Raw genomic sequence first — 16,849 nt, forward strand, 5'->3', positions numbered from 1 at the left:
TAAAGCGTGTTCCTGCAAAGCCTGTTGAAAATAGTCATATCGTATGATGATTGGATTTCACCCGGATCTATCCGCGTGAAAGCTGCAGCGCTCAGTCGTGGTACATCACCGAGCGGCCACCATCGATGGTGATGCATGACGCGTTGATAAACGGTGCTTCATCACTGGCCAGTAACACCGCAGTCATCGCCACTTCCAGCGGCTGACCGATGCGTTTCGGCGGGTGCAGATCGAAGGCGCGCTGACGTTCGGCGTGCGGGTCGGCGAAACCGTTCCAGTAATCGACGTTCAACTGAGTTTCAATGTAGCCCGGCGCAATCGCGTTGACGCGAATGCCTTTCGCCGCGTATTCGATGCCGAGCGCGCGGGTCAGGCCGAGCAAACCGTGTTTGGCCACCGGGTACGGGAAGCAGCCGGGAATGATGTGGCTGGAATGGGTCGAGGCGATGTTGATGATGCTGCCGACGCCTTGCTCGATCATCTGCGGCAGCACCGCTTTGCAGCCGAACCAGGCGCCATCGAGGTCGATCGCAAAGCAGCGATGCCAGTCTTCGTCAGTCATTTCCAGCGGATCACGGAACACGTTGACCCCGGCGCAGTTGACCAGCACGTCGATACGACCGTGCAGTTCAACGGCGCGTTTGGCCATGGCGTGCAAATCGTGCTGACGCGAGACATCCGCCTTCAGCGCCTGCACGTCAAAGCCCTGCTCGCGCCAGTGCGCGGCGACCTTTTCGACCTTTTCGGCCTGGATATCGCTGATCAGCAGTTTGGCTTGCTGCGAGGCGAAAGCGGCGACGATGGCTTCGCCGATGCCTTGCGCAGCGCCGGTCAGCACTACCACCTTGTCTTTCAGACGCTCGCCCTTCGGCGGTGCGGGCACCGGCGGCAGGGAAAGAGGTTCAGCCATGGATCAGAACTCCTGTTTCGCAGGCACAAAAAACCGGGCATCTGATGATGTCCGGTCTGGAAGGCGTTTTGAACGAAACAGGCAGGCGTCGCCGACGGCATCGAGCCGTTGCGAGACGCGGACTCCACTCGGGAGTGCGATAGACATTCGCTGCATCACTTCACCTGTTTTGTTCTTTTTAAGTGTGAGTGCGTATTACTGCTGCAGCCGACTATAAACCCGACCGCCAAATAATCTCAATATATAATTTTGCATCCCATATTTTGGGATCATCCAGCAAAACGGGTGCAGAGTTTTCCGGGCACATCGACGCGCATCGACAGCACCGCGCCATCCAGCGGATGGTTGTGCGGACTCTTGGCACTGGTGATGTACAGGGTTTTCAAATCTTCACCGCCAAACACGCAACTGGTTGGCCGACTCACCGGCAGATCGATCCGCCGGTCGATATAGCCGTCCGGCGTCAGGCGCAACAGGCAACTGCCGTCCCAACGGGCATTCCACACGTAGCCTTCGGCGTCCATCGCCGAGCCGTCCGGGCCGCCCTGCTGATCGGGGCCGTACCAGATGTAAGCGGTGTCGAGGTTGCCGTCGGTGTGAATGAAATAGCGGTACAGCGTGCTGTCGAGGCTGTCGCCGAACAGCAGCGTGGTGCCGTCGTTGCTCCACAGCAGCGTGTTGGGAATGCCCAGACCGCGCAGCAACGGCGTGACGCGTTTATCCGGATCGACGCGAAACAGCCCACCGGAACGGCGGATGATCGGCAGATCCTCGCCCTGCTCGCCGATGTTGTTTTGCATGGTGCCGAGCCACAACCGGCCCTGAGCATCGCACCGTGCTTCGTTGGGACGATTGCCCGGTTGCGGGTCGGCGACGCAGAACAGCGTCAGGCGCGGTTCGAGGCCGGGGGAATCGAGATCGAGGCGATAGACGCCGCTGCTCAGGGTCACCAGGGCATCGCCGCTGTTGCACGGGATGAATGCGGAAATGTGCTCGGGCATCTGCCAGATCTGCACGTTCTGGCCGATCAGGCGCAAAGCCTGTTTGCCGGCAATGTCGACCCAGTACAGCGCCTGGGTCGGCGCGTCCCAGAACGGGCCTTCACCGAGTTGGGCGCGGTGTTGGGTCAGGGCGGTCCACGGCATATAACGGTCTCCATTGTTCTTGTTTTTTACTGTAGGAGTGAGCCTGCTCGCGATCGCGGTGGATCAGTCGAAGCTGCTTTGCCTGATACGACGCAATCGCGAGCAGGCTCACTCCTACAGGGGAATTAGTTGTTAGCCGGCTTTTTTGTCGGCCATGACTTTTGGATAGAAGCGTTTTATCGCCAAGTCTGCATTGTCGATCAGGGTCATGCACGCCCACACGCCGCGCGCGGAATCGCGGGCGGCGATGGCATCGGCCATGTCTTTGTGGATCGGCAGTGTGCGGCGCAGTTCATCCGGATCGGCGGCAGAGACTTCGAACGACACCGCCAGCAACGCGCCGAGGGCCGGAACCATTTGTTCAATGAACTGGTTATGGCTGGCCGCGAGAATACATTCGTGGAAAGCCTGATCGGCGCGGTTGTAATCGATGCCGCTGTCCACCGCTCGTTCAAGGGCATTGAACGCCAGTTGCACGGCTTCGATCTGCTCCTGCGTTGCCCGCTCGCACGCCCAGCGCACCGCCATCGGTTCGATGGTGCGGCGCAAGTCCAGCAGGTCATCGACAAAGTTTTCCGGCAAACCGTTGCGCGACAACCAGCCGACGACTTGTGGATCGAACAGGTTCCAGCGCCGCACGGGCAATACGCGGGTGCCGACTTTCGGCCCGACTTCAAGCATGCCTTTGGCGACGAGGGTTTTGATCGCTTCGCGGATGACGGTGCGGCTGACCCCGAGTTGCTCGCCCAGATCGGCTTCGACCTTGATGGTCTGCCCCGGTTTGACCTGGCCAGCGGCGATCCAGCTGCCCAGCCAGTCAACGGTCGACGCATGAAAGCTGCTGGACATGAACACCTCAAAGCGGGACGCGATGGGTGATCAAGCTAATGATCATATGATTGGGTGTCAACGACAAAAAAAGATCGCAGCCTTCGGCAGCTCCTACAGGTGTACGCCATGTAGGAGCTGCCGAAGGCTGCGATCTTTTAAGGTTCGAGGCCGACGCGAAAGAACTCGCCGCCGCTCCATACGCCCAACCAACGTTGGCCATCGATCTCACGACTGACCGCCAGTTCCACCAGTTGGTAGAACACATTGCGGTGGATCAACGCTTCGAGGTTGGTGCGTACATGCACGTAAGGCGCAGGCTCTTGCGTTGCCGGATCAATCTCGACGCGAATCGGATGCTCAGGCCCGGCCTCAGCCGTTTCATCCACGTTGGTGGTAAAACGCAACAGTTGCGCCTCCCCCTCGCCTTCAACCTCGACAGCAATCGCCACAAACGGCGCATCGTCGACCTTGATCCCGACCTTCTCGACCGGGGTGATCAGGAAATAGTCATCGCCATCGCGGCGCATGATCGTCGAGAACAGCTTGACCATCGGCTTGCGCCCGATCGGCGTGCCCAGGTAATACCAAGTGCCGTCGCGGGCGATGCGCATGTCGATGTCGCCGCAAAAGTCCGGGTTCCACAAGTGCACCGGCGGCAGGCCTTTGCTTTTCGGGATCTGTCCCAACAGGTCATTGGCTTTTTGCGGGCCACTCATGGCGTTCTCCTTTGAATTATTGGTCGCCGACTCCCAGCAGGCTGCGCGCGTATTGCGCCAGCGGCGGGCCGATCAGGTCTTCGGGTTTGCTGTCGTGGAACGTCAGTAAACCGCCACGACTCTTGATGCGTGCAGTATCAATCAAATACTGGGTGCTGGTCTCGATCAACATGATCTGAATCACGCCGCCGTCGATGCCCAGGCGATCCACAGCTTCCTGATCGAGCCATTCATCGGAGTTGCCGATGCGGTCGTCAGCCTTGGCGAAACGGGTGTAGAGCAGATAGTGCGCGCCGGCGTCACGGGCCTCACCCATTGCCTGATCCAGGCCTTCCGGCGCGCGGGCACGGCGCACCATCGGGAAATATTCGACGAAGCCCTTGAAGGCTTCCTCAGCCACTACGTTGGGGCGCGGGTAAGAACCGCCCGGCGGCGCAAACGAACCTTGCGCGATGTAGATGAACGAGTCCGGCTGAATGCGGAAGTTGTTCACGCGGCGGCTGTCACTGTGATCCAGCAGCCCCGCATCGCTCATCTGATAGCGAGTGCCCTCGGCCATATCACTGACAGTCATACAGCCGCCAAGCGCCAAAACGGCCAGCAGCAAAACCAGGCTACGCATCCTATTCCTCCAGAGGCCGGTGACGGAAAACCGGCGAATGGCCGTTGGATGCAGCTTTTGCGCCAGCTCGGGATCTTGGTTGATTTATAGAACGCATTCGCGGGCAAGCCTTGCTCCTACAGGATCGCATAACTCTGTAGGAGCAAGGCTTGCCCGCGAATGGGGAGTATCAGCCGCCAATGATCTTCATGACGGTGGCGCCGCCGGAAAACGCCACTTCCTGCTTGTCCCCCAGCGCCTTGACCAGCAGACGCTGCAGCGCCGGCAGTGCCTGATGACGCGGCTTATCAAGCAGATCGCCGACGTAATGGCGGTTGCTCGACGACAGGCAGCCGTGCAGCCACCCGGTCGACGAGAGGCGCAAGCGCGAGCACGTCCGACAGAACGGCACGCTTTCGTTGGCGATCACGCCGAAATTGCCCAGGCTAGGAATCGCATAGCGCACGGCGGTCGCGTCGATCGGCGCGTCAGTCTGTGCGTACTCGTAGCGCTCGCCGATCAGGCTAAGCAATTGTTCAAGGCTGACGAACTGTTGCAGGAAAGCATTGGAGTCTTTGGCCAGGTGGCCCATGCGCATCAGCTCGATGAAGCGCAACTCGAAGCCGCGTTCAAGGCAGTAATCGAGCAACGGCATCACCTGATCGAGGTTCTGCCCGCGCAACGGCACCATGTTGACCTTGATCTTCATCCCCGCCGCAGCGGCTTGATCCATGCCATCGAGCACAGTGGCCAGGTCGCCGCCACGGGCGATGCTGCGGAACGCACCCGCGTCGAGGGTATCGAGGGACACATTGATGCGGCGCAGACCGGCATCGACCAGCAGCGGAAGTTTCTTCGCGAGGAGTTGACCGTTGGTGGTCAGGCTGATGTCGTCCAGGCCCATCTTGCCGACGGCGGTCATGAACGATTCAAGCTTCGGGCTGACCAGCGGCTCGCCGCCAGTGATGCGCAAGCGCTCGATGCCGGCGGCCTCGATCAGGTACTCGACGCCGCGTGCCATGGACTCAGCCGACAGTTCATCCTGCGCAGCCACCAACCGCTTGCCGTTGGGCACGCAGTAGGTACACGCGTAATTGCAGGCTGAAGTCAGGCTGATGCGCAAATTGCGAAAACGCCTGCCTTGACGGTCAACGATCATGATCACTCCGGCGATAGAATTTCGAGCCACTAAAACTTGACTCACAAATCAAGTTTTAGCAAGCCCTATGCCTGAGTATATTCCTGCGGTACTGCGTCATGTAGCGAAATCATGGCGCAATAAGGCAGCTGAATGGCTCAGCTGCTCGGCGTTTCCGGATCGCGCTTGCGTTTGTTGCCCATGCGCACGCCGATGTCCATCAGAAACTGAAAGAAACCTTCCTGATCTTCCAGCACATTGCTCCAGAACGGTGAGTGATACAGCGCCACAGCGCCATGCACCAGCGCCCAGGATGCGCAGTAGTGGAAATACGGCGGCACGTCTTCGAGCTTGCCTTCGCTGATGCGGCCCTTGATGAGCAGGGTCAGACGTTCGAAGTTCGAGGCACGAATCTTGTGCAACTCCTCGACCATCTCCGGCACTTGATTGCCCTTGACCACCTTCTCTTCGAGACGGTCGAACAGACGATAGCGCTGCGGGTCACGCATGCGGAATTCGAAGTAGGCGCGGGACAGCGCTTCCTTGTCCTTGTCGACATCGGCCGAATGCAGCAGCTCGTTCAAATCGCGCTCGTAATCGAGCATCAGGCGCAGATAGATCTCGGCCTTGGATTTGAAATGCTTATAGATCGTGCCTTTGCCGATACCCACGGCATCAGCAATCATCTCGACGGTGACACTGTCTTCACCTTGGTCGAGGAACAGCTTGAGCGCGGTATCGAGAATTTCTTGCTCGCGGCGACGAAACTCACGGACCTTACGAGGTTCTTTGTGCATAAGAAAAGGTCTGAAGGGTCAAAATTCGAAGCCGCGTATTATGCCTAACTTGCGCAAAAATGCACGGATCATCCGACCATATCTGTGTTTCTTGTTCATTTTGAGAACGTTTTGGGCGCAATGAGAACTCAACTGAAGCAAACGTATTCCAAATTTGTTTAAAAACCCCGACCGGCTCACTGGACTGCACGCCAGACTGATCAATACTTCAACTGTCGGGCGACATCTCCCCCAAGTGTCGCGCCGATAAAGGTACCAACGGACCGCGTGCCTTTGTTTTACTCCTAATGGTCTTAACCCGGATTCACCCCCCAGAACCCGGGTTTTTTTTGCCCGCGATTTGACCTTTATCCCACATCACACCTGTAGGAGCTGCCGCAGGCTGCGATCTTTTGATCTGACTTTTTTAAGATCAAAAGATCGCAGCCTGCGGCAGCTCCTACAGGGCAGATTTGACCGAAGCCAGCGGGAACAGACGCTTGAAGTTCTCGGTGGTCTGTTCGGCAAAGCGCTCGTAATTCTCACCGCGCAACATCGCCAGGAATTCCGCAACCTCACGCACATACTGCGGCAGGTTTGGCTTGCCGCGATACGGGATCGGCGCCAGATACGGCGAATCGGTTTCCACCAGCAGGCGGTCGGCCGGAACCTTGCTCGCGACATCGCGCAACGCATCGGCATTACGGAACGTGACGATCCCCGACAGGGAAATGTAATAACCCATGTCCAGCGCTGCTTTGGCCATGTCCCAGTCTTCGGTGAAGCAATGCAGCACACCGGCCTGCGGCAACGCCGCTTCGCGCAGCAGTTCAAGGGTGTCGGCCCGCGCGCCACGGGTGTGGATGATCACCGGTTTGCCAGTCTGCTGCGCCGCTTGCAGGTGCAGACGAAACGACTCCTGCTGCAATTCAGCGGCTTCCGGCTCGTAGTGATAGTCCAGACCGGTTTCGCCGATCGCCACTACTTTCGGGTGATTGAGTTCGTGCAGCAACCAATCCAGCGCCGGCGCCGCGCCCGGTTGTACATCCAGCGGGTGCACGCCAACCGAGCAATCAACGTCGTCGTACCGTTCAGCCAGGGCTTTGACGTCGGCGGCGTTGTCGGCACTGACGCCGATGCACAGAAAGTGCCCTACTCCGCGCTGCCGGGCTGCATCGAGTGCGGCATCCAGCGAGCCATCATGGGCGGCGAGGTCGAGGCGATCGAGGTGACAATGGGAATCTACGAGCATAAAAAGGACGGCTACTTACATCGTATGAGTGGGACGGTCGGACTTGAGGGCTCCGGCCAGATGGGTTTCGATGCGACTGCGCGCGGTGTTGTCGCCATCATTGAACTGCACGCCGACACCGGCGGCGCGATTGCCTTGCGCCCCTTTGGGCGTGATCCAGGTGACCTTGCCGGCCACCGGAATCTTTTCAGCTTCGTCCATCAGATTGAGCAGCATGAACACCTCGTCGCCCAACTTGTAGCTCTTGTTGGTCGGGATGAACAAGCCACCGTTCTTGATGAATGGCATGTAGGCGGCGTAAAGCACCGATTTGTCCTTGATCGTCAGGGACAAAATGCCGTTGCGCGGCCCCGGGCTGACAGGTTCATTCATGTTGACCTCCACTGCTGATGTTCAGAGTCTAGGTACACATTGTTATCTTTGGCCAGGCAATCCCGCCCATTGCACCAACAACGCTTCCAGCAACAGCGCCGGATTGAGGTTGGCCTTGCTCATGACTTTCTGCCGCTGGGCGAGAATCCAGTCCTGAATCTCAAGGACTTTGCCCTGCGCACTTTTCTGCGCAAGGTACTGCACGACTTTACGCATATCGGTCAGGCCAAGGCCCGCTTCATCCTGCGTCAGTTGATAGCGCAGGATCAGGCTCGACCAGTCGCAGAACCAGTCGAACAGGCGCAGCATCGGAATGCTTTTCCATTCTTCGGCCAGTTGCGTCGGCGATTGCTGCTGCTTGAGCAACTTCTTCACGCCTTCGACCACTTGCGCGCGCTGTTCACGCACGCCCTGGGATTGCAGACTGACTGCCATCAACGGCGAACCGGCCGCCAGCGTCAGCAGTTCGACACGTTCTTCTTCAGAGCAATCCGGCAACGCCTGAGCCAGCCATTGCAAGCTCATCGCTTCGCCCGGCAGCGGACAAGCCTGCTGCACGCAACGGCTTTTGATCGTCGGCAGCAAACGGCTGGTCTGATGGCTGACCAACAGCAACACAGTATCGCCGGACGGTTCTTCAAGGCTTTTCAGCAAGGCGTTGGCGGCGTTGATGTTCATCGCCTCGACCGGCTCGATCAGCACCACTTTGCGCCCGCCCAGTTGCGCGGTCTGCACCACGAAACTGACCAGATCGCGCACCTGATCGACTTTGATGGCCTTATCGGCTTCTTCCGGCTCGAGGATGTAATTATCGGGATGACTACCCGCCCTGAGCAGCAGGCAGGATTTGCACTCGCCGCACGCTTCTGGCGTCGGACGCTGACACAGCAGGCTCGCCATCAAGCGCTCGGCCAGCGCGCGCTTGCCGATCCCGGCGGGGCCATGCAGCAGATAGGCGTGCGCGTGCTGCTTGCGGCCGGCCAGTTGCTGCCAGAGGCTGTCCTGCCATGGATAGGCCTCAGCCACGGGCCAGCTCCAGCAAGTTCGGCAGCAAGGTATCCAGCGATTGTTGAACTTTGGCTAACGGCTGACCGGCATCGATGCGCACATAGCGCGCAGGGTCGGCTTCAGCGCGCTTGAGAAACGCATTGCGCACCGCCTCGAAAAACGCCCGGCCTTCCAGCTCGAAACGATCCAGACGGCCACGAGCGCTGGCGCGGGCCAGGCCGATTTCCACCGGCAGATCGAAAATCAGCGTCAGGTCAGGACGCAGATCGCCCTGAACAAAGGTTTCCAGCGTGGCGATACGCTCCAGCGACAAACCGCGACCGCCGCCCTGATAGGCATACGTCGAATCGGTGAAGCGATCACACAGCACCACCGCGCCACGGGCCAGTGCCGGGCGGATGACTTCGGCCAGGTGCTGAGCGCGCGCGGCAAACACCAGCAGCAGCTCGGCGTCCGGGGTCATGACTTCGTCGGCCGGTGCCAGCAACACTTCGCGAATCCGCTCGGCCAGCGGCGTACCGCCGGGCTCACGGGTCAGCACCACCTCAATACCGGCGGCGCGCAGGCGCTCGGCGAGGTATTCGCGGTTGGTGCTTTTGCCGGCACCTTCCGGGCCTTCCAGGGTAATAAACAAGCCAGTCACAGGCAGTCCTTAATCAAAGTCATTGCGCGTTTTGTGGAGCAGCGGCTTCCGGGGCCGGGGTCGGCGCAGGTTCCTCGGCGGGAACTTGCGGCAACGCCTCCGGCGCCGTATCAGGTGAAGCCGCAGGAATCGTTTCCTCGGCAGGCGCAGCGGCTTCAGGCGTCGCCGTCGGGGCCGGGCTCGAACGATAATCTGCGCGGCGCTTGAGCTGGAATTCACGCACCGCACTGTTGTGCGCATCAAGATCGTCGGAGAACACATGGCTGCCGTCGCCGCGTGCGACAAAGTACAGGCTGGAGCCTTCCACGGGGTTCAGCGCCGCGTGAATCGCTTCACGCCCGACCATCGCAATCGGGGTCGGCGGCAAGCCGGGAATCACGTAAGTGTTATACGCCGTCGGCTCTTTCAAATGCGCGCGCGTGAGTTTGCCGGTGTAGCGATCGCCGAGGCCATAAATGACCGTCGGGTCGGTCTGCAATTGCATCCCCAACGCCATCCGGCGCACGAACACACCCGCGATCTGCCCGCGCTCCTGCGGCACGCCGGTTTCTTTCTCGACCAGCGAGGCCATGATCAACGCTTGATACGGCTCGCTGTACGGCGCATCGGCCGAACGTTTTTCCCATTCATTGGCCAACACTTCGTCGAGACGCTCAAAGGCTTTTTTCAGCAACTCGGCGTCGGACATGCCGCGCACGAAGCGGTAAGTGTCAGGGAAAAAGCGGCCTTCCGGGAACAGACCCTTATGACCGATCTTCGCCATGACGTCGCTGTCGCTCAAACCATTGAGGGTCTGGGTGAGTTTTTCGTCTTTGGCCAGTGCCGCGCGTACTTGATGGAAATTCCAGCCTTCGACCAGCGTCAGGCTGTATTGCACCACGTCGCCACGCTTCCACAAGTCGATCAGGCCGTTGACGGTCATGCCCGGCTGCATGCGGTATTCACCGCTGTGGATTGGTGTACCTGCGAGGTTGAAGCGCCAATAGACCCGCAACCAGAACGCGTCCTTGATGACGCCATCGGTTTCGAGTGAAAGGAAAGTACGGGTAGGGGTGGAGCCTTTCGGCACATCCAGCAGTTCTTCCTGCGTGATGTTCAGGGGCTGTTCCAGCGCGGAGTGAATCTTCCAGGCGCTGGCGCCCAACAGCAGCCCTGCCAGAACCAGTCCGGTTTCCAGCAGCAGCAAAAGTTTACGTCTCACGAATCAGGCATCCAGTAGGGCGCGGGCAATGGTTTGCAGTTTACGGGTGAGCGAGCCAACCGGCCAGCTCAGTGCAGCGTAGGCGCGTACCGGCCAGACGCCATAAACGCTGTTGCAGAGAAACACTTCGTCAGCCCATTGCAGCTGTTCGAGGCTGATGTCGGCGATTTGCGTGGGGATGGCCAAGGACTCGGCCTGAAACAATATTTCGGCGCGCATCACACCGGCGACGCCGCAGCGCTTCAAGTCCGGGGTGATCAACACACCGTCGCGCAGCAGAAACACATTACTGAACACCCCTTCGATCACTCGACCGGCCTGATCGAGCATCAAGCCTTCGGCGTGCTCGCTGTCCTGCCATTCGGCACGGGCGAGAACCTGTTCAAGGCGATTGAGGTGTTTGAGTCCGGCGAGCAACGGCTGCGTAGCCAGACGCGTGCTGCACGGGAACAGGCGCACGCCGTGCTCGGCATGAGCAGCAGGATAAACAGCAGGAGGATTGCCTTGCAGGATGCGTCGGCCCGGCGCCGCCGGATCGGGCGCATAACCACGCAAACCGTCACCACGGCTGAGGATGAGCTTGAGCACGCCCTCGCCCATCGCTGCCGCATAGCTCAGCAGCTCGTGGCGAATCAGCTCGATATCGGCCGCGATGGCCAGACGCGAACAGCCATCGGCCAGTCGCGCCAAGTGCCGATCCAGCAGGATCGGCTGGCCGCGATGCACAGCGATGGTCTCGAACAGACCATCGCCGTAAGCCAGGCCGCGATCTTTCAGCGACAGACTGTCAGCCGGTTGACCGTCGACCCAGCTTTCCATCAGCCTGCGAACCGACGGAACGCCAAGGTGCCGTTGGTGCCGCCAAAACCGAAGGAGTTGGACAGTACGACATCGATGTCCATGTTGCGCGCGGTGTGCGGCACGAAATCGAGATCGCAGCCTTCATCCGGCTCTTCAAGGTTGATGGTCGGCGGTGCCACCTGGCTGTTGATCGCCAGCACGCTGAAGATCGCTTCGACCGCGCCCGCTGCACCCAACAGGTGACCGGTCATCGACTTGGTCGAGCTGACCGCCAGTTTGTAGGCGTGCTCACCGAACACCGACTTGAGCGCATTGGCTTCGGCGAGGTCGCCGGCCGGGGTCGAGGTGCCGTGGGCGTTGATGTACTGCACTTGATCGACGTTGATCTTGGCATCGCGCAATGCATTGGTGATGCAGCGTGCGGCACCGGCGCCGTCGGCCGGTGGCGAGGTCATGTGGAACGCATCGCCGCTGGTACCGAAGCCGATCAGCTCGGCGTAGATGGTCGCACCGCGAGCCTTGGCGTGCTCCAGCTCTTCGAGAACCAGAGCACCGGCACCGTCGGACAGGACGAAACCGTCACGGCCCTTGTCCCACGGACGGCTGGCGCGGGTCGGCTCATCGTTGCGCGTCGACAGCGCACGGGACGCGCCGAAGCCGCCCATGCCCAGACCGCACGCAGCCATTTCGGCACCGCCGGCAATCATCACATCGGCTTCGTCGTACATGATGTTGCGCGCCGCCATGCCAATGCAGTGCGTACCGGTGGTACACGCGGTGGCGATGGCGTAGTTAGGTCCCTGTGCACCCAGATGGATAGACAGGAAACCGGAAATCATATTGATGATCGAGCCAGGCACAAAGAACGGAGAAATCCGGCGCGGGCCAGTCTCGTGCAGGGTGCGGCTGGTTTCTTCGATGTTGGTCAGACCGCCAATGCCCGAACCCATGGCCACGCCAATGCGTTCACGGTTGGCGTCGGTAACTTCGAGCCCGGCATTGCGCACGGCTTGAAAGCCCGCGGCGAGACCGTACTGAATGAACAGGTCGAGCTTGCGCGCTTCCTTGACCGACAGGTATTCCTCGACATTGAAGCCTTTTACCGAGCCGCCAAAGCGGGTGGAATAGGCAGAAAGGTCGGTGTGTTCGATCAGACCAATGCCACTGCGGCCAGCCAGAATGCCCTGCCAACTGCTCGGCACATCCGTGCCCAGTGGCGACAACATACCCATACCGGTGACTACGACGCGTCTACGCGACACAGCACTCTCCTTTTTCAAATGACGACGACTTTGCATCAGGCCTAAAGAAAAAACCGCACGCCATGATGGCAGTGCGGTTTTTCCATGACAGCAAACAACGATTACAAACTATTACGCCTGGTGGCTAGTAACGTAGTCGATTGCAGCTTGTACAGTAGTGATCTTCTCAGCTTCTTCGTCAGGGATTTCGGTCTCGAATTCCTCTTCCAGAGCCATCACCAGCTCAACGGTGTCAAGGGAGTCGGCACCCAGGTCTTCAACGAAGGAAGCAGTGTTGACCACTTCTTCTTCTTTAACGCCCAGTTGCTCGGCAACGATTTTCTTGACGCGCTCTTCGATGGTGCTCATACCTTGTTTTCACTCCTAATGGACAAATTCAGGCAGCTGGCCAGTGGGTAAGTGTATAGAAAGACTTTTCAGCTTTTCAACTGAAAGCTTCACTCCTCAAACCCTGCGGCCCTCTGCCTATAAATAGATTGCAGCTTTATAACGGATTTTAGACAGCTCGTATGACATTTTTTTGAAGCAATCCGTCACATTTTACTTACATGTACATCCCACCGTTCACCGGGATTGTAGCCCCAGTGACGTATGCCGCACCGTCGGATGCAAGAAAAGCGACCACAGACGCGATCTCTTGAGCTTGTCCCAGACGACCCAGCGGAATCTGCGTCTGCAAGGCTTCACGCTGTGCTTCAGGCAGTTCGCGGGTCATATCGGTGTCGATGAACCCTGGGGTTACCGAGTTGACCGTAATCGAACGCGAACCGACTTCACGCGCCATTGCACGGCTGAAACCTTCCAGACCGGCCTTGGCGGCTGCATAGTTTACTTGGCCAGCGTTGCCCATGGCACCCACCACCGAGCCAATACTGATAATTCGACCCCAACGCGCCTTGGTCATGCCGCGCAGAACGCCCTTGGACAGGCGGAATAGACTGTTCAGGTTGGTATCGATCACGTCGTACCACTCATCGTCTTTCATGCGCATCATCAGGTTATCGCGGGTGATACCGGCATTATTGACCAGGATCGCCACTGGCGCACCGAACTGCTCCTGAATGCTCGCCAGCACCGCGCTGACGGACTCGTCGCTGGTGACGTTCAGCTCAAGGCCAGTGCCCTGAATACCGTTTTCCTTCAGGGTCGCAGCAATGCGCTCAGCACCCGACGCGGAGGTCGCGGTGCCAACAACGATGGCGCCCTGACGACCCAGTTCCAGCGCGATGGCCTGGCCGATACCGCGGCTTGCACCGGTGACCAGTGCAACTTTACCTTGCAGACTCATGCAAGTTTCTCCTGATTCAGGCTTGCGCTGCACGAGCGGCAGCGAAAGCGTCTGGGGTATTGAGATTGGAAGTCGCCACGCCTTCGGCGCAACGTTTGTTCAGACCGGCCAGCACTTTGCCCGGGCCGCATTCGACCAGATTGGTCGCGCCCTTGGCGGCCAGCGTCTGTACCGACTCGACCCAGCGCACTGGCTTGTAGAGTTGTTCGAGCAGATCACGCTTGAGGGTTTCCAGATCGGCCGGCACTTGCGCGCTGACGTTCTGTACCACCGGGATCTGCGGCGCCTGCCAGTCGATGGCGGCAATGGCTTCGGCAAAGCGCTCGGCGGCCGGACGCATCAGCTCGCAGTGCGAAGGCACGCTCACCGGCAGCGGCATGGCACGCTTGGCGCCACGGGCCTTGCAACCTTCAATGGCGCGCTCGACGGCAGCCTTGGCGCCGGCGATGACGACCTGGCCCGGCGAGTTGAAGTTGACGGCGCTGACCACCTCGCCTTGCGCAGCTTCAGCGCAGGCCGCCAGCACATCAGCGTCTTCCAGACCGAGAATGGCAGCCATGCCGCCCTGCCCGGCCGGAACCGCTTCCTGCATCAGTTGACCACGGCGCTCAACGAGCTTGACCGCGTCAGCCAGCGTCAGGCTGCCCGCAGCAACCAGCGCGCTGTATTCGCCCAGGCTGTGACCGGCAACAAAGGCCGGGCGCGCGCCACCTTCCGCCAGCCACAGACGCCACAGGGCGATCGAAGCGGTCAGAATGGCCGGTTGGGTTTTATCGGTTTGATTGAGCAGCTCTTCCGGCCCCTGCTGGGTCAGTGCCCACAGGTCATAACCCAGAGCCTCAGAGGCTTCTTTGAATGTTTCGAGGATCAACGGATATTCCGCGCCCAGCTCGGCCAACATGCCGAGGGACTGCGAACCCTGTCCTGGAAAGACGAATGCGAGGGAAGCAGACATGTAACAAGCCCCTAATGATCTTGTCGTCGGAAAATGACGCCCCGCTTGGGGACGCAAGAAACTGACAGTTGGATGGCCCTTTGAACCGGGCGGTCACATTTAAGCATTGTCCGACGAAAACGCCTAAGACAACAAATCCTCCAGACGACCGTGGAGGCGCTCAGGCAAGTTCTCCTGAATCTCGATCAGCGCACGCTGAATCGCACTCTGAAAGCCCTGCACCCCGGCCGAACCGTGACTTTTCACGACGATGCCCTGCAAGCCGAGAAAGCTTGCTCCGTTATGTCGCGCCGGCGCCAGATCCGCCTGCAAACGCTTCATCAATGGCAGCGCCAAAGCACCGACCGCACGGGAAGCGAGATTCTTCTTGAACAGCGCCTCGATACGCGCAGCAATCATCGTCGCCAGACCTTCGCTGGACTTGAGCAGGATGTTGCCGACAAAACCGTCGCACACCACAACATCAGCCTCACCACGATACAGGCCATCGCCTTCGATGAAGCCGATGTAGTTGATGCCACGAGCAGCCTGCAACAACGTCGCCGCGAGCTTGACCTGCTGATTGCCCTTGATGTCTTCAGTGCCGATGTTCAGCAGCGCTACACGCGGGCGGTGGATACCCAGCGTCTGCGCTGCCACCGAGCCCATCACCGCAAACTGCAGCAGATGCTCGGCACTGCAATCGACATTGGCACCCAGATCGAGCAACTGACAAAAACCCTTCTGTGTCGGAATCGCCGCCACCATCGCCGGGCGATCAATACCGGGCAGCGTCTTCAGCACAAATCGCGACAACGCCATCAGCGCACCGGTATTGCCGGCACTGACACACGCTTGCGCCTTGCCATCACGCACCAACTCCAGGGCGATACGCATCGATGAGTCCGGCTTGCCACGCAAGGCCTGGGTCGGTTTTTCATCCATGGTGATGACTTCGCTGGCCGCAACAATCGTCAGGCGCGCGCGATCGGCAGCCGATTGGCCGTGGATCAGTTCTTCAAGAAGGGAGGGTTGACCGACGAGGGTCAGGTGTAGCGAGGGCGTAGCAGACAGGCAAGCGAGGCTGGCCTGAACAATGCTGCGGGGACCGAAGTCCCCGCCCATTGCGTCAATCGCGATGACTTGAGCGGACAAGTGATTACTCGTCAGCGCCCTTGTCGATCACTTTACGGCCACGGTATACGCCTTCTGGCGATACGTGGTGACGCAGGTGAACTTCACCAGTGGTTTTTTCTACAGACAGGGTGCTAGCCTCGAGAGCGTCGTGCGAACGGCGCATGTCACGGGCAGAGCGGGATTTTTTGTTCTGCTGAACAGCCATAATTGATTAACTCCTAAACGTTTGGGTCACGCTTTAACTGCGCCAATACACTGAACGGGTTGGACCGCGTTGACTCGTCCTCGCTCGGTTCGGGCTCATCGAGACCCGCCGGCTGCTGGCATTCTTCCGGATGATGAGCAGGCACAATGGGCAAGGCGAGCAGAAGCTCCTCCTCGATCAGTGACTGCAGATCCAATGGATCTTCGCCCAGTTCCAGCACGTCATAACCTTTCGGCAACGACTGGGTATTCGCACCCTCTTTCACCACAGCATAACTGCATTCGCTGTGGATCGGCAGGGTGACCAGCTCAAGACAACGCTGGCAAACCATTTTGACTTCGGTGTCGATAAAGCTGTGGATTACCACAGATTTACGTTCATCTCGTTCAAAAACGAATTTCGCCTGCACCGTACCGACATCGTCGGAAAGCGGGTCGCAGAGTCTCTTCAAATCGGCTAGCAGCAATTCACCTTGAAGGGTGGTGCCACGATCAGCCAATTTGCGCGGGTCAACGTGAGGTGGAATCGGGTCATTCAACATAGGCGCAGCATTATAGGGATGCACCCACCCATGTCAAAGGAAATTGTGCCCTGTCCGTCACTTGCGTGCCTCCGCTAGAATCTGCACC

The 16,849-nt window shown here is 59.3% G+C and carries 20 protein-coding genes; all 20 read right to left on the reverse strand.

Features of this window, described 5'->3' with window-relative positions:
* Positions 1-91 precede the first annotated feature (91 nt).
* The 20 genes from ACQ4MY_RS27395 to ACQ4MY_RS27490 all read right to left on the reverse strand — a co-directional run bounded on the left by ACQ4MY_RS27395 (position 92) and on the right by ACQ4MY_RS27490 (position 16,761).
* Positions 92-910 carry an SDR family oxidoreductase gene (locus tag ACQ4MY_RS27395; protein ID WP_440097079.1) on the reverse strand — a complete coding sequence of 273 codons (819 nt, stop codon included), beginning with the start codon at positions 908-910 and terminating at the stop codon, positions 92-94.
* Between the two features lie 269 nt (positions 911-1,179).
* Positions 1,180-2,055: an SMP-30/gluconolactonase/LRE family protein gene (locus tag ACQ4MY_RS27400; RefSeq protein WP_440097080.1), complete on the reverse strand. Its 876-nt coding sequence runs from the start codon at positions 2,053-2,055 to the stop codon at positions 1,180-1,182.
* 132 nt (positions 2,056-2,187) lie between these two features.
* On the reverse strand, positions 2,188-2,904 hold the full coding sequence (locus tag ACQ4MY_RS27405) for a FadR/GntR family transcriptional regulator (protein ID WP_008087251.1): 717 nt from the start codon (positions 2,902-2,904) through the stop codon (positions 2,188-2,190).
* A 137-nt stretch (positions 2,905-3,041) separates the two neighbouring features.
* Positions 3,042-3,602, reverse strand: a complete 561-nt coding sequence (locus ACQ4MY_RS27410; RefSeq protein WP_440097081.1) for a DUF1285 domain-containing protein — start codon at positions 3,600-3,602, stop codon at positions 3,042-3,044.
* A gap of 16 nt (positions 3,603-3,618) precedes the next feature.
* Positions 3,619-4,224 carry a DUF4823 domain-containing protein gene (locus tag ACQ4MY_RS27415; RefSeq protein WP_158830369.1) on the reverse strand — a complete coding sequence of 202 codons (606 nt, stop codon included), beginning with the start codon at positions 4,222-4,224 and terminating at the stop codon, positions 3,619-3,621.
* Positions 4,225-4,393: 169 nt separating this feature from the next.
* On the reverse strand, positions 4,394-5,362 hold the full coding sequence (locus ACQ4MY_RS27420; RefSeq protein ID WP_440097082.1) for a GTP 3',8-cyclase MoaA: 969 nt from the start codon (positions 5,360-5,362) through the stop codon (positions 4,394-4,396).
* A 137-nt stretch (positions 5,363-5,499) separates the two neighbouring features.
* Positions 5,500-6,138, reverse strand: a complete 639-nt coding sequence (locus ACQ4MY_RS27425; protein WP_007908276.1) for a TetR/AcrR family transcriptional regulator — start codon at positions 6,136-6,138, stop codon at positions 5,500-5,502.
* Positions 6,139-6,577: 439 nt separating this feature from the next.
* On the reverse strand, positions 6,578-7,369 hold the full coding sequence (locus ACQ4MY_RS27430) for a TatD family hydrolase (RefSeq protein WP_008086260.1): 792 nt from the start codon (positions 7,367-7,369) through the stop codon (positions 6,578-6,580).
* A 15-nt stretch (positions 7,370-7,384) separates the two neighbouring features.
* Positions 7,385-7,741, reverse strand: coding sequence for a PilZ domain-containing protein (locus tag ACQ4MY_RS27435; RefSeq protein WP_008086261.1), 357 nt, complete (start codon positions 7,739-7,741; stop codon positions 7,385-7,387).
* Positions 7,742-7,783: 42 nt separating this feature from the next.
* Positions 7,784-8,767, reverse strand: coding sequence for a DNA polymerase III subunit delta' (locus tag ACQ4MY_RS27440; RefSeq protein ID WP_008086262.1), 984 nt, complete (start codon positions 8,765-8,767; stop codon positions 7,784-7,786).
* Positions 8,760-9,392, reverse strand: coding sequence for a dTMP kinase (gene tmk / locus ACQ4MY_RS27445; RefSeq protein ID WP_008086263.1), 633 nt, complete (start codon positions 9,390-9,392; stop codon positions 8,760-8,762). The genes ACQ4MY_RS27440 and tmk overlap by 8 nt, the downstream gene beginning before the upstream one ends.
* A gap of 19 nt (positions 9,393-9,411) precedes the next feature.
* The gene (mltG, locus tag ACQ4MY_RS27450; protein WP_008086264.1) at positions 9,412-10,593 is read right to left on the reverse strand and encodes an endolytic transglycosylase MltG; all 1,182 of its coding nucleotides are present in this window, start codon (positions 10,591-10,593) and stop codon (positions 9,412-9,414) included.
* Positions 10,594-10,596: 3 nt separating this feature from the next.
* Positions 10,597-11,412: an aminodeoxychorismate lyase gene (gene pabC / locus ACQ4MY_RS27455; protein WP_440097083.1), complete on the reverse strand. Its 816-nt coding sequence runs from the start codon at positions 11,410-11,412 to the stop codon at positions 10,597-10,599.
* Positions 11,412-12,656, reverse strand: coding sequence for a beta-ketoacyl-ACP synthase II (gene fabF / locus ACQ4MY_RS27460; RefSeq protein WP_008086266.1), 1,245 nt, complete (start codon positions 12,654-12,656; stop codon positions 11,412-11,414). The genes pabC and fabF overlap by 1 nt, the downstream gene beginning before the upstream one ends.
* A 111-nt stretch (positions 12,657-12,767) precedes the next feature.
* Positions 12,768-13,004 carry an acyl carrier protein gene (acpP, locus tag ACQ4MY_RS27465; protein WP_003175607.1) on the reverse strand — a complete coding sequence of 79 codons (237 nt, stop codon included), beginning with the start codon at positions 13,002-13,004 and terminating at the stop codon, positions 12,768-12,770.
* A gap of 196 nt (positions 13,005-13,200) precedes the next feature.
* Positions 13,201-13,944, reverse strand: coding sequence for a 3-oxoacyl-ACP reductase FabG (fabG, locus tag ACQ4MY_RS27470; RefSeq protein WP_008086267.1), 744 nt, complete (start codon positions 13,942-13,944; stop codon positions 13,201-13,203).
* 16 nt (positions 13,945-13,960) lie between these two features.
* Positions 13,961-14,899 carry an ACP S-malonyltransferase gene (gene fabD / locus ACQ4MY_RS27475; protein WP_440097084.1) on the reverse strand — a complete coding sequence of 313 codons (939 nt, stop codon included), beginning with the start codon at positions 14,897-14,899 and terminating at the stop codon, positions 13,961-13,963.
* Positions 14,900-15,022: 123 nt separating this feature from the next.
* Positions 15,023-16,033 carry a phosphate acyltransferase PlsX gene (gene plsX / locus ACQ4MY_RS27480; protein WP_440097085.1) on the reverse strand — a complete coding sequence of 337 codons (1,011 nt, stop codon included), beginning with the start codon at positions 16,031-16,033 and terminating at the stop codon, positions 15,023-15,025.
* Between the two features lie 4 nt (positions 16,034-16,037).
* Positions 16,038-16,220 (reverse strand): 50S ribosomal protein L32, encoded by a 183-nt coding sequence (gene rpmF / locus ACQ4MY_RS27485; protein ID WP_003179396.1) that lies wholly within the window; start codon positions 16,218-16,220, stop codon positions 16,038-16,040.
* Positions 16,221-16,233: 13 nt separating this feature from the next.
* A complete protein-coding gene (locus tag ACQ4MY_RS27490) occupies positions 16,234-16,761 on the reverse strand; it encodes a YceD family protein (protein WP_008086273.1) in 528 nt (175 codons plus the stop codon).
* Positions 16,762-16,849: the final 88 nt, after the last annotated feature.

Source organism: Pseudomonas sp. SM4 (genome assembly GCF_051913165.1).
In the GTDB taxonomy this organism is placed as follows: Bacteria; Pseudomonadota; Gammaproteobacteria; order Pseudomonadales; family Pseudomonadaceae; genus Aquipseudomonas.

What these genes read in the sequence shown, in the direction of transcription:
- acpP (WP_003175607.1), bottom strand. Translation starts at nt 13,004, where the DNA reads ATGAGCACCATCGAAGAGCGCGTCAAGAAAATCGTTGCCGAGCAACTG.
- ACQ4MY_RS27400 (WP_440097080.1), bottom strand. Translation starts at nt 2,055, where the DNA reads ATGCCGTGGACCGCCCTGACCCAACACCGCGCCCAACTCGGTGAAGGC.
- rpmF (WP_003179396.1), bottom strand. Translation starts at nt 16,220, where the DNA reads ATGGCTGTTCAGCAGAACAAAAAATCCCGCTCTGCCCGTGACATGCGC.
- fabD (WP_440097084.1), bottom strand. Translation starts at nt 14,899, where the DNA reads ATGTCTGCTTCCCTCGCATTCGTCTTTCCAGGACAGGGTTCGCAGTCC.
- ACQ4MY_RS27435 (WP_008086261.1), bottom strand. Translation starts at nt 7,741, where the DNA reads ATGAATGAACCTGTCAGCCCGGGGCCGCGCAACGGCATTTTGTCCCTG.
- ACQ4MY_RS27410 (WP_440097081.1), bottom strand. Translation starts at nt 3,602, where the DNA reads ATGAGTGGCCCGCAAAAAGCCAATGACCTGTTGGGACAGATCCCGAAA.
- ACQ4MY_RS27425 (WP_007908276.1), bottom strand. Translation starts at nt 6,138, where the DNA reads ATGCACAAAGAACCTCGTAAGGTCCGTGAGTTTCGTCGCCGCGAGCAA.
- fabG (WP_008086267.1), bottom strand. Translation starts at nt 13,944, where the DNA reads ATGAGTCTGCAAGGTAAAGTTGCACTGGTCACCGGTGCAAGCCGCGGT.
- ACQ4MY_RS27405 (WP_008087251.1), bottom strand. Translation starts at nt 2,904, where the DNA reads ATGTCCAGCAGCTTTCATGCGTCGACCGTTGACTGGCTGGGCAGCTGG.
- ACQ4MY_RS27415 (WP_158830369.1), bottom strand. Translation starts at nt 4,224, where the DNA reads ATGCGTAGCCTGGTTTTGCTGCTGGCCGTTTTGGCGCTTGGCGGCTGT.
- ACQ4MY_RS27490 (WP_008086273.1), bottom strand. Translation starts at nt 16,761, where the DNA reads ATGTTGAATGACCCGATTCCACCTCACGTTGACCCGCGCAAATTGGCT.
- ACQ4MY_RS27430 (WP_008086260.1), bottom strand. Translation starts at nt 7,369, where the DNA reads ATGCTCGTAGATTCCCATTGTCACCTCGATCGCCTCGACCTCGCCGCC.
- ACQ4MY_RS27395 (WP_440097079.1), bottom strand. Translation starts at nt 910, where the DNA reads ATGGCTGAACCTCTTTCCCTGCCGCCGGTGCCCGCACCGCCGAAGGGC.
- ACQ4MY_RS27420 (WP_440097082.1), bottom strand. Translation starts at nt 5,362, where the DNA reads ATGATCGTTGACCGTCAAGGCAGGCGTTTTCGCAATTTGCGCATCAGC.
- pabC (WP_440097083.1), bottom strand. Translation starts at nt 11,412, where the DNA reads ATGGAAAGCTGGGTCGACGGTCAACCGGCTGACAGTCTGTCGCTGAAA.